This window comes from Nonomuraea sp. PA05, from assembly GCF_008086045.1.
Taxonomy (GTDB): Bacteria; Actinomycetota; Actinomycetes; order Streptosporangiales; family Streptosporangiaceae; genus Nonomuraea; species Nonomuraea monospora.
In genome coordinates this window covers 159,044-168,493 of sequence record NZ_VSEY01000003.1, presented here as the reverse complement: position 1 = coordinate 168,493, position 9,450 = coordinate 159,044, and the positions used below count along the sequence as shown (strand labels likewise).

The following is a 9,450-nucleotide window of genomic DNA, read 5'->3' as shown; positions in this document are numbered from 1 at the left end:
GCCGAAGAAGTGGCCTACATGCATCACGTCGTGGCACGGTGCAAACCGCGTCACCTTCCGGCGCGTCTACTGCGCGCCCATCTACTGCCTCAGGAGCCACACAATGCAGCCATGGCCATACGGCGAGCAGCCGCCCGGATCCCAGCCGTACGGGCCGCCTCAGCCGCCGCCGAACCCGTACGGGCAGCGGTACGCGCCACAGCAGCAGCCGTCCTACACGCCCGTGCCGGCGAACCACCGTGCAGCGCAACGCAGCCAGGGGTTAGCCATCACGACGGTCGCCCTCGGCATCGTCGCGATCATCCTGGCCGCCACCCCGCTGCGCGGGATCGGCCTGCTGGTCGGGCTGGTCACCGCGGTCCTCGCGATCATCGCCTTGGCCGCCAGAAGTCAGGGCGGCACGATGTTCGCTGTGACCGGGCTGGTGCTGGCGATGCTGTCCTTGCCGGTGGCTTTGCTCATGTACATGTGGGCAACCGAGTCCGCGGAGTCGGACGCGGACCGGCAGAAGGCGTTGCAGGAGTGCATCGCCGCGAACCCAGAGAAGGTCTTGGAGTGCGCCGGCTGGGAGTAGTCACGTCCTGGCCAGCGTCTTCTTCACCTTCAAGTACACCCTGAACAGCAACCCGGGCGGCGACTGCGTGTACTCGCCCTTCCGGTGCTCCAGCGGGGTGCAGGCGTGGCACCGCATCGGGGGCGGCGCCTCGTATCGGCCTTCGTTCTCCGGGTCGGTGGTCTCGCTGAGCGGCAGTCCGCACCCAGGGCATTTGTCCAGGTCGTTACGACGCTGGCCTTTCGCATAGCCGAGGTCCTCGCCCAGCCATTCGGCGTCGTGCGTGGTGACTGACCGGGCCAGCCGCCCGTCCTCGTACTCGTACACGGTGACCGAGCGGCGCTGACGGCCCAGCAGCATCGACCGCGGCACCCTATACGCCGCGGCAAGCGCTACTTCTTCGGCGAGCTCTGGAGAGCTTCGGAGGCTCTCCTGGATTTTGGGACGTCAACACCGGACCGGTTGAGTCCCCACAGCGTGTTGAACAGGTCGTTCCACTGGCCGGTGCTCATCGAGTCGACCAGCTTGCCGGCCTGCTCCTCGCTCATCACCGGATCGACCGCGCACTCCGCCAGCAGAGCAGGCCCGAACGTGGCGCTGTTGAAGGCGCCGTCGTTGTCATTGCCCTCGCGTGGCGGGTGCTTGGCGAGCAGGTCCATCCACTCCTTGTGGGTGCGCGCCCGCAGCTTGATCGCCACCGTGTGGGCGGCCATCTCCGCTTCCAAGTCCTGGACGCGGGACGCGAGTTCCCGCACCTCAGCGGAGTTGCCCACCAGCGAGTCACGGGCCTGCAGTTCGGCGCGGGCGAGCGTCTGCTCGGCCTGTTCCCACTCGCCCTGAAGGTCCGCCCTCGTGCACAGGTTGAAGGTCCGCTCGGGCAGACGCATCTGCCCGAGCAGGTCGTCGATGCTGGCCACTACGCGGCCACCGTCACGTCGGCGTCAGCCGCAGTGTGGTTGAACAGCTTGGACACGAACCGCTGCGCCGCGTTGAGCTCGGGCGGCTGCATGTTGGGCCGACCGCAGCGGACCGGGTACACCTCGCCCTTCTGGTCGGCTGCCCATGCGGTCTCGTGGGCCATGTTGCGGCGCACCGCGAGATAGCCGAGCTGCCGGTCCACCAGCGTGTTCCAGCCGATGTCCTCGGCTGCGATCTCCTTGCGCTTGACGGTCAGCTCGATCGAGTACTTGACCGTTCCCGCGTCTTCGGTCTCATCGCGGGACGCGAGCGCGGTGTTGTCCACCGCTGCCTGCTCGGGGGAGATGCCGAGCCCGTCCTTGGTGATGAACTCCTGCAAGTCGACGCCCGCGTTCAGCTCTGCGGCGGTCGGGGCGTTGACGTTGGCGATGGTGAGGCAGAACGTCACCTTGACGTTGCCATCACCCAACAGGTCGGCGCCAGCCATGGCCTACTCCTCGTCGTTCTTGGCCGCGGCGCGGCGCGTCGTGGTGGGCTTGGGGGTGTCCGCCTCGGACGGCGGCGCAGGAACCGTTGACGGCGCGTCAGTGGCGGCGTCGACCGGCTCGAAGTCGGGGAAGTGGCGCAGGGCGTCCGGCGAAACCAGCGCCGTGTGGCCGGTGATCCTGGAGCGGACGAGGACAGTGGGGCGGGCCATCAGATGCGCACCGCCGCGAAAGTCACGCTGGTCACCGAGGAGCAGACGAACGTGACCAGCCGTCCGTCGTTCGGGTCGCCGAACTCCGGCAGCATCGGGATCCACATCTCGGCGCCGGTGCCGATCGTGTACGCCTTGTCGGGGTTGTCCACCAGGTAGGCGGTCTGACCGGCGCCGGAGATGGTGCAGGTGATCGACCCGCCGGAACCGTTCTTGACGTGGATGAACGTCCTGCCGTCGGCGAGGACCTTGTCCCCGGTGGTGGCGGTCGCTGCGTGGTAGGTCGGCGTGACGCCAGCCACCGTGACCGCCTGAGCTGTGCGGGTAGCCACTACGGGCTCCTTTCGGGCATGCGAAAGAGCCCGGTCACCTGGGGGTGGCGGGCTACGAGAAAGCGGAGGAAGGGTTAGGTGGGGTCGGAGCGCACCAGGTACTGGGCGGTGGCCAGCCAGAGCGCGCTGGATTCGTCGTCGCGGCGGACCGGCTGTGCCGCCTCTTGCCGGATGGGCCTCACCCGGCGACCAGGCACTGTCAGCAAGCTGGTGAGCAGCGCCCGATTCGCTTTGTCTGCGACGAGCAGCGCCTGCTCAGCCGAATCTCCCACTGACGTGATCTGGAAGCGAAGATCGTTCGGAACGTCATCCGACAAGGCCCTGTCCGCAGTGGATTCCATGCCGATGTCGGGGTACATGACCGCATACGGTCGCGCCGCCCCGGCTGGAGCGCCACCCCAGTAGATGCCGATGGTGTTCGGGAACGCAGCGTCGAGCATGGCGACAACTGCTAGGACGAGCGGCCTGGAGTCGAGTGTTGTCGCGGTCACAGCAGCTTCTCCGACCACGTCTTCACTGCGGCCTCGAACCGGTCGGGCACGGCAACGATGGCTTGTCCCATGTCGTTGTGGGGAGGTTGGTTGACGCCGCCCCACTCGAAGCCGCGACCCATCCCGCCCTGAGGCAACGTTGTGTCGGGGCCGACCTCGTAGACAGCCTCACCGCCGACCTGCTCCAGGGTGATTGACGATGGGTAGTGCTTGCCATGCTTGCCTGCGGACTTGCGGGCGTTGTCTCGCCAGTCGTTGCGGAACCTGACGGCCTGCTCATGGACGACGTCCGACGCCCCAATGTGGGCGTGGACAGCTGATTCGAGCAGATCGGATTCCAGCTTCTCGGCCTCGGAGGTGTCCCAGTTAAGCAACGTTCATCCCTCCCGGTCTTCGACGAGGAGCCGCCGGGCCGTGGCGGTCCCAGCGAGGGAAATGCCAACCACTTCGAGGTCGCGCCCAATCAGCCAGGTGTCATCGGAAGCAGTGACACGGAGCCGGTCCTCCCGCTGGATTTCCGATGTGGTGTCCCACGGCAGTACAGCGATGTAGGAGCCCAGACTGACCTCGCGTTCGCCCCACTCGGCCTCTCTCGAGGTCCGCGGTTTGACCCGACAGGCACCTGTGTAGACGGTGCTCCACGACTGCTCAAGCAGGCCGGTCTCCTCATTGAGCACCGGCTCCCCCGACTTGCGTTCCACCGTGCAGGTGTCCCGCATCAACTGCAGTGCTGCCGCGCGCCCTCGGGCGAGGACTCCGGAGACGCTCACCGCGGCCTCACCACGTACGCGCCCGGTGCCGAACCGAGGAACCCAGCAAGGGACGAGCACTCACCCGGCAGCAGGCCGGACGCCGTCTCTACGGCTTCGGCGGCGTAGGTGACCTGGTAGTCGTCGATGGACTCCGACCTGATGCCGGCTTCCATTCCTGCGGCTTCGTCCGTTGCGGACAGCCGTGAGGCGACGGAGCAGACGAGGTCGAGCAGCTCGTCCGGGATGACGGTCAGGCCGTGCGTGTAGGTGACGTTGACGTCCCCGCTCGCCAGCGGGATGCAGTGGATGTGCTCCATGCCGTCCCACCGCCACCCGGTGAGGGTGGCGCCGCCGTCCTCGGCCAGCCGTGCGACGGTGGCCACGGCGGTGATCGGCCCCCCGGGGAGCAGGACCGCGCCGCCGTCGACACGCCGGCGCACCGTCGAGACGGTGGAGGAGATGGGACGACCTGCCTCCCTCCGCAGCCGGGCGGAGGCGCGGGCCAGGAACTCCATCTCCCGCCCCGCAGGGAGCGAGTAGCCGAGCCTGGCAGCGTCAGCAGGGGACGCCAGAGGGAGAGGAGGCATCAACTACCTCCTCAGCTCTTGGAGCCGTACAGTTCCATCAGGTCGTGCTTGGTGAGGGCTTCCGCCTCGTCGAGGGGAACGCCGTGGACGCGGTGCGCGTAGCCGATCCACGCCGCCTTGTTGGCGTTCGCTGGCGGCGCCTCCTCAGCGGAAGGCTCGCCGGGGTCCTCGCCTTCCGCGCCGGGATCCACGTACGGGGTGCCGTCGGCGTTCACCCGCGTCAGATAGCCCTTGACCAGCTTCTCGGCCATCACCTCGGACAGCGGCAGCGTCATCGGCCAGATGACACCGCCCTCCCCGCGGAACCATCCGGTCGGCTGGTCACCCATCAGGTGGCCCTCGGGATGAGCAGGACGTCGATGGCGCCGGTCATGCCGGTCTCGAAGTCGATCTCCATCGACCCGTTGCCCTGCAGGAACCGGCCGCTTTCGAACGGGCCGATGAACTGCACGCCGGTCGTGGCCGCCACGGTGACCGCGAGGTCACCCTGGCCGGCCGCCCACGCTGGCGGGTAGTCGCCCGCGCGGACGGTCACGACGTTCGTCGAGCCCTCGGTGTTGGTCACCCGGATCAGGATGTGCTCCGGATCGGCGCTGTTGATGACGACGCCGTTGGTGACGAGGGTGGAGTCGATGGTGGTGGCGCCGGTGGCGCCGTTGAGGCCCCCGTTCGCGACCAGTGCGCGCGGGGTCACAGCGGTACGAGCCATGATTCATTCCTCCGATCAGCCCGTGGTGACGGTGCAGGACGCGAGCGCTTCGGGGCGAACGAGCTTGGCGCCGTACAGCGTGAGGCCCTTGACGGCGTCGCTGAAGCCGCCCTCGGGCCGGTACGCCTCCGTCTTGTTGATCTGCTCGGCGAAGGAGATCGCCATGTCGATGCCCGCGGTGACGACGTTCTGGTTCGCGCCCGGGACCGGCGTGTTGTTCGACACGAGGATGTCGAAGCCAGCGGCCCGGCCGACCATGCCGTTGCGCAGGCCCTCGGTGGTGCCGGACGCGTCGAGCCGGATGAACCGGTCGTCGCGCAGCAGCACGCCGTGAAAGACGGGCGGGACGACGCAGTAGCGGCCCTCGGTGGGCACGTTGGCCTCGTCCAGCTTGACCTTGAGCGGGATGAGGACGTCGTTGTACGCCTTCGCCGACTCGGTCGCCCACGAGGTGGGGCTGGACGTGTCGATCGTCACTGCGGAAGCGACGTTTGCCGCAGGGATGCCGGTGTAGAGCGACGCCACGTACTGGTCCGCGACGTCGGCCAGCTTGTACGCGGCCCGCGACATCGCCTCGGGGATGACGTCGCCCTTGGCCTGCCGGGCGTCCACGTCATCGACCTTGAACGCGAAGTACTTGCACTGGTCGATCACCAGAGTGCGCTGAGCGTCGGTCAGCTCCTCCGGAGTGATCGAGGTGACGTTCGGAACATAGGTCCCCACGGTCGGGTCGGAGATCGACGTGATCCGGACCGTGTCACCAGCCTCCGCGATCTCGCCTTCGTAGTCGCGATTCACAACGCCGGGGCCCGCATACACGAGCCGCTTCCGGAGGGCGACCAGCAGCCGCGCACTCCAGATTTCCGGCACAAAACGCCTGATGGACATTTCAGCCTTCCTTGTTGATGAGCTAGCGCGTCAGGCCCATGAGGTCGTCGAAACGTCCTTCGTCCTGCGCCTGAACGATCTGCTCGGGCGACATCCGGCGGAGGTCGTCCTGAGTGAGCTGGGCCGGTTTCTGGGGCCCCTTGCGGGCACCGCCGTCCCCTGAGCCCTGGAATCGCTTGGCGCTTTGCGCTGCCACAGCCAGGTAGGGCTTCTTTTCGAGAAGCTCGTCGAGAGCTTCCTTGATGGCCTCGGCGTCGATCTTGTCGCCGTCGAGGAAGTCTGCGATCTCGTTGCCGGCCAGCAGCAGCGTGCGGACCACGTCGGGGTCCTGGGCGCGCTTGGCGGCGATCACTTCGATCTTGTCGCTGACGCGGTCCCTCAGCACTTCCGCCTTGACCGCGGCCTTGGCCTGCTCCTCCGCTTCCTTGCGGATAGCGTCCAGGTCCGGGCCCTTGTCGGCAGCCGTGTCGCCGTCGGCGGGCTTCTGCTCGGCCGCCTTGCGCAGCCGCTCCAGTTCGGCGAGAGCCTCATCGCGTTCCCGTGCCGCCTGCCTGCGCAGCCTGTCCGCTTCCCGGCGCCGGTCCTTCTCCGCCTGGAGCGCCTTCTCGCCCTTCGGCCCGAGCGGCTTGTCGTCGGAGTCATCGTCCTTGCCGTCGTCTGGCGCGCCGGCGTCGCCATCGCCGGAATCGTCATCGCTGTCGTCGCCAATGCCGGCGTCGGCAGCGTCGTCGTCGGCGTCAGAGACGATGACGTCGTCGTCTTCCGCCCCGCCGAGCACAGGCCAGATCGGCACACCGTTGCGGCGGAGCCCGATCGCCTGAAGGCCGGTACGAGGGTGGAAGGGCAGGGTGAGGTCGGTCATGCGGGTATCTCCCGTTGCGGGTGAAGGTGAAGCCCCGGCGTTGCGCAGGGGTGTAGGGACTGCCAAACCCCGGCGAGGCCCGGTTAGCTGGTGATGAATCCGAAGCGCTGCAGGAGCCGGATCGCTTCGTCGCGGTTGCCGTTCGCGGCCTGCAGAATCGCCTCAGGCATGAGCCTCGGTGTGCGGACTCGCTCCCGTCGGACCTGCCGCTGCTCGCGGCCTTGCCTGGTGATGCGAGTGGCGAACTCCTCGACCACCCGTACGGTGGGTGCGCCCTGCTCGATCAGCCGACGTCCGGCCACGCCGCGACGCGTTGTGCCTTCGGTCGTGATGAGCGTCTGCCTGCCGAACACGCTGGCCTGCTGCATTCCGCGGCGGGCATTGACGACCTGGCCGAGATCGGCTCCGAGACGGATGGATTCGGCGCCGGCCTTACCGAAACGGCGGTCCTGCTCCTCTTCCGACATCTGCTCGAACAGCTCTCGCGGCGACAGGACGGCCACGTCGTCGCCGGTGACGGGCATCATGCTGCAGTCGCAGTTCGGGTGGCGCAGAAAGCCTGTCGAGTGCGAATACACGCGGCCCGCCAGGATGATGCACCTGGAGCAGGCGGGCAGGTTCACCACCCGCACGTACATGACCCACTGCCGGTTCGCGGTCATGCCGGCCTCGACAGCGCCGCGGCCAGCGTCGGCCGCCTGAGTGGCGGCGATCATCGCCAGGTGGGCGGTCGCCCGGCGCATCGCCTCGTCGATCGGCACGCCTTCGGCTAGGAGCCGCTTGAGCGCGATGACCGGCTGGTACATCAACGACTCCAGCGGGCGGCCATCCGACGCGACGCCGGAGAACGCCGACGGCACCACCTCGTGTTCGGGCGGTTCGATGCCCTGAGCCTGCGCCACATCTCGCAGGTAGAACGGCACCAGTGAGGCGATGTCGGTCTGGGCTCTGGCCATCGTCTGCACAATCGACGGCCCGACACCGGCCTGCCACGACTCCGTCAGCCTGGCCCGGTCGAGGCGCCGCCACCAGCCGAGAATCATCGCGATCAACGCCAGGATGATGCTCCGCTGGCGCTGCTGGTGGGCGACCGCTATCTCCTGCGGGGTCGCCACCGGCTACCTGACCGGTTCCGGCGCGACCTCAGCCAGGTCCTCGCCCTGCGCTGCTGCCGAGGTGGCGGCGATCGGCTGGACGCCGCCGTTCATCGCCTGGTTGATCGGGTCCATTTGCGCCATCTCTTCTGCCATGCGCATGACCCGCTCCACCTCAGGCGGTTCGAGCCCGTACTGTTCGGCGATCCACGGCAGCGGGAAGCCGATCGTCTTCAGCTTCATCAGCGCGTCAACCTTCTGGCCGAGCGCCCGGAACTGGGTATCGGCCCACATGACGGTGCCGCGCTGGCACGCCTTGGCCTTGCCTTCGTGGCCCATGGCGTTGGCCATGAGGGAGTGGATCTCGCGGATGGAGGAGTTGACGTAGACGATCCGCTCGCCCGTCTTCGACACCAGGCCGGTCTCCGCTGCGGTGAGCGCCTCAGCGGACAGGTTGGCGACCTTGCCGATCAGGTAGTGCGGCGGGGTCCGGGTCTGGGCGGCGATGTGTTCGATCGCCCGCTCGATCACGTTGCTGTACGCCGCGAGATCCGCTGCCGGCCACGACCCGATGCTGGCGTCCCCGGTCAGCCACAGGATCCGCTCGTTGATGAGCGTGTCCAACTCGATCGGGCGTTCACCGACCTTCTGCCCGCTGTCGTCGAGGATCGGCACCTTGGGCACGTCCGCGCCCATGACGACCCGCTGCGGCAAACTCGCGAAATCCAAGGCGTTCATCAGGTACGCCCAGGTCAGGTTGATGGCGTCCTGCATGGCCATCACACCCGAAATGTCGGACAGCGGCTCATCGTCGAGGAGCGTCTGGTTCCGCAGCTCCACCATCGGGACGACACCCATCGGATTCGGGATCGGCCACGTGGTGTCGAGGTCGCCCTGGCGCGGCTGCCAGCCGTACGGGCCCGCGTTCCGCACCACGTCGCTCCCCGCGGGGACGATCAGCCCAGACACGCTGTACCCGGTGCGGGCATACCGCGGCCTGGAGAACTTCCACACCTCGGTGCGGGTGTACAAGGTGGCGTACTCCAGCGTGTCGTCCGCCCACAGCTTCAGCGCCGCCGACCGTTCCCCGGTGTCGGAGTCGTAACCCACGATGGCCTGATCCGGGCGCTCCCACGTCACCCGCGGCTCTTCCTCGTTGGCAGGGTTGCCCCACACCAGGCAGTACGAGCGGGCCGCAGCCAGCGTGACGACGAACGCTTCGGATGAGGTGCGTTCGCAGTCGGCGACCTTCCACGCCTCCGACAGACCCTTGTCCGCAGTGCGCTCGTCCGGGTCCAGCCGGATCCCGAGCACGTTCATGCGTTCGGCCGGCGCCGCCGCCACGGGCGCGGTCCAGTTGTCGGAGAACCCCTTGAACCGGTCCGCGAAATAGTCGCGGAACTCCGGGGAGGCGTAGCAGAGCTTGTGCTTGCCCTTGTAGTAGTCAAGCCGCCGCGTGGTTTCCGTCTCCCGCCTGCGCAGCTCGTCGGCGAGCCGATTCAGTAGGTTGACCGCCTTGCGCGCCTCATCCGAGGCCGTCATGTCCGAGACAGGCAGGGGCATGGCC

At 67.8% G+C, this 9,450-nt stretch carries 16 protein-coding genes; 1 reads left to right on the top strand and 15 read right to left on the bottom strand.

All coding sequences use genetic code 11. From position 1 onward, the window contains the following. Nucleotides 1–103 precede the first annotated feature (103 nt). Nucleotides 104–574 (top strand): hypothetical protein, encoded by a 471-nt coding sequence (locus FXF51_RS06165; RefSeq protein ID WP_148433279.1) that lies wholly within the window; start codon nt 104–106, stop codon nt 572–574. Here FXF51_RS06165 and FXF51_RS06160 read toward each other — a convergent pair whose 3' ends face one another. The 15 genes from FXF51_RS06160 to FXF51_RS06090 all read right to left on the bottom strand — a co-directional run bounded on the left by FXF51_RS06160 (nt 575) and on the right by FXF51_RS06090 (nt 9,425). Further along, nucleotides 575–913, bottom strand: a complete 339-nt coding sequence (locus FXF51_RS06160) for a hypothetical protein (protein ID WP_148433278.1) — start codon at nt 911–913, stop codon at nt 575–577. Nucleotides 914–945: 32 nt separating this feature from the next. Then, nucleotides 946–1,470 carry a hypothetical protein gene (locus tag FXF51_RS06155; protein WP_148433277.1) on the bottom strand — a complete coding sequence of 175 codons (525 nt, stop codon included), beginning with the start codon at nt 1,468–1,470 and terminating at the stop codon, nt 946–948. Then, the gene (locus FXF51_RS06150; RefSeq protein WP_148433276.1) at nt 1,470–1,958 is read right to left on the bottom strand and encodes a hypothetical protein; all 489 of its coding nucleotides are present in this window, start codon (nt 1,956–1,958) and stop codon (nt 1,470–1,472) included. The genes FXF51_RS06155 and FXF51_RS06150 overlap by 1 nt, the downstream gene beginning before the upstream one ends. A gap of 3 nt (nt 1,959–1,961) precedes the next feature. Next, nucleotides 1,962–2,168 carry a hypothetical protein gene (locus FXF51_RS06145; RefSeq protein WP_148433275.1) on the bottom strand — a complete coding sequence of 69 codons (207 nt, stop codon included), beginning with the start codon at nt 2,166–2,168 and terminating at the stop codon, nt 1,962–1,964. Further along, nucleotides 2,168–2,500 (bottom strand): hypothetical protein, encoded by a 333-nt coding sequence (locus FXF51_RS06140; protein WP_148433274.1) that lies wholly within the window; start codon nt 2,498–2,500, stop codon nt 2,168–2,170. The genes FXF51_RS06145 and FXF51_RS06140 overlap by 1 nt, the downstream gene beginning before the upstream one ends. A 74-nt stretch (nt 2,501–2,574) precedes the next feature. After that, nucleotides 2,575–2,940 (bottom strand): DUF3168 domain-containing protein, encoded by a 366-nt coding sequence (locus FXF51_RS06135; RefSeq protein ID WP_148433273.1) that lies wholly within the window; start codon nt 2,938–2,940, stop codon nt 2,575–2,577. Nucleotides 2,941–2,987: 47 nt separating this feature from the next. Continuing rightward, on the bottom strand, nt 2,988–3,365 hold the full coding sequence (locus FXF51_RS06130) for a hypothetical protein (RefSeq protein WP_148433272.1): 378 nt from the start codon (nt 3,363–3,365) through the stop codon (nt 2,988–2,990). Between the two features lie 3 nt (nt 3,366–3,368). After that, nucleotides 3,369–3,761, bottom strand: coding sequence for a DUF6093 family protein (locus FXF51_RS06125; RefSeq protein ID WP_148433271.1), 393 nt, complete (start codon nt 3,759–3,761; stop codon nt 3,369–3,371). Next, nucleotides 3,758–4,330 carry a hypothetical protein gene (locus FXF51_RS06120; RefSeq protein ID WP_148433270.1) on the bottom strand — a complete coding sequence of 191 codons (573 nt, stop codon included), beginning with the start codon at nt 4,328–4,330 and terminating at the stop codon, nt 3,758–3,760. Before FXF51_RS06120 ends, FXF51_RS06125 begins: the two co-directional genes overlap by 4 nt. An 11-nt stretch (nt 4,331–4,341) precedes the next feature. Next, on the bottom strand, nt 4,342–4,659 hold the full coding sequence (locus FXF51_RS06115; protein WP_148433269.1) for a hypothetical protein: 318 nt from the start codon (nt 4,657–4,659) through the stop codon (nt 4,342–4,344). Continuing rightward, nucleotides 4,659–5,039, bottom strand: a complete 381-nt coding sequence (locus FXF51_RS06110) for a hypothetical protein (protein ID WP_148433268.1) — start codon at nt 5,037–5,039, stop codon at nt 4,659–4,661. Before FXF51_RS06110 ends, FXF51_RS06115 begins: the two co-directional genes overlap by 1 nt. 15 nt (nt 5,040–5,054) lie before the next feature. Further along, nucleotides 5,055–5,927 (bottom strand): P22 coat protein - protein 5 domain protein, encoded by an 873-nt coding sequence (locus tag FXF51_RS06105; protein WP_148433267.1) that lies wholly within the window; start codon nt 5,925–5,927, stop codon nt 5,055–5,057. Between the two features lie 22 nt (nt 5,928–5,949). Then, complete coding sequence (locus FXF51_RS06100) at nt 5,950–6,789, bottom strand: hypothetical protein (protein WP_148433266.1); 840 nt, start codon at nt 6,787–6,789, stop codon at nt 5,950–5,952. An 83-nt stretch (nt 6,790–6,872) separates the two neighbouring features. Then, nucleotides 6,873–7,904, bottom strand: a complete 1,032-nt coding sequence (locus FXF51_RS06095; protein WP_148433265.1) for a hypothetical protein — start codon at nt 7,902–7,904, stop codon at nt 6,873–6,875. A 3-nt stretch (nt 7,905–7,907) separates the two neighbouring features. After that, a complete protein-coding gene (locus FXF51_RS06090) occupies nt 7,908–9,425 on the bottom strand; it encodes a phage portal protein (protein WP_187414210.1) in 1,518 nt (505 codons plus the stop codon). Nucleotides 9,426–9,450 lie beyond the last annotated feature (25 nt).

Bases quoted from the DNA above. Each gene is read 5' to 3' on its own strand.
- FXF51_RS06100 (WP_148433266.1), bottom strand. From the start codon at position 6,789: ATGACCGACCTCACCCTGCCCTTCCACCCTCGTACCGGCCTTCAGGCG.
- FXF51_RS06135 (WP_148433273.1), bottom strand. From the start codon at position 2,940: ATGCTCGACGCTGCGTTCCCGAACACCATCGGCATCTACTGGGGTGGC.
- FXF51_RS06105 (WP_148433267.1), bottom strand. From the start codon at position 5,927: ATGTCCATCAGGCGTTTTGTGCCGGAAATCTGGAGTGCGCGGCTGCTG.
- FXF51_RS06150 (WP_148433276.1), bottom strand. From the start codon at position 1,958: ATGGCTGGCGCCGACCTGTTGGGTGATGGCAACGTCAAGGTGACGTTC.
- FXF51_RS06145 (WP_148433275.1), bottom strand. From the start codon at position 2,168: ATGGCCCGCCCCACTGTCCTCGTCCGCTCCAGGATCACCGGCCACACG.
- FXF51_RS06160 (WP_148433278.1), bottom strand. From the start codon at position 913: ATGCTGCTGGGCCGTCAGCGCCGCTCGGTCACCGTGTACGAGTACGAG.
- FXF51_RS06090 (WP_187414210.1), bottom strand. From the start codon at position 9,425: ATGACGGCCTCGGATGAGGCGCGCAAGGCGGTCAACCTACTGAATCGG.
- FXF51_RS06115 (WP_148433269.1), bottom strand. From the start codon at position 4,659: ATGGGTGACCAGCCGACCGGATGGTTCCGCGGGGAGGGCGGTGTCATC.
- FXF51_RS06165 (WP_148433279.1), top strand. From the start codon at position 104: ATGCAGCCATGGCCATACGGCGAGCAGCCGCCCGGATCCCAGCCGTAC.
- FXF51_RS06120 (WP_148433270.1), bottom strand. From the start codon at position 4,330: ATGCCTCCTCTCCCTCTGGCGTCCCCTGCTGACGCTGCCAGGCTCGGC.
- FXF51_RS06110 (WP_148433268.1), bottom strand. From the start codon at position 5,039: ATGGCTCGTACCGCTGTGACCCCGCGCGCACTGGTCGCGAACGGGGGC.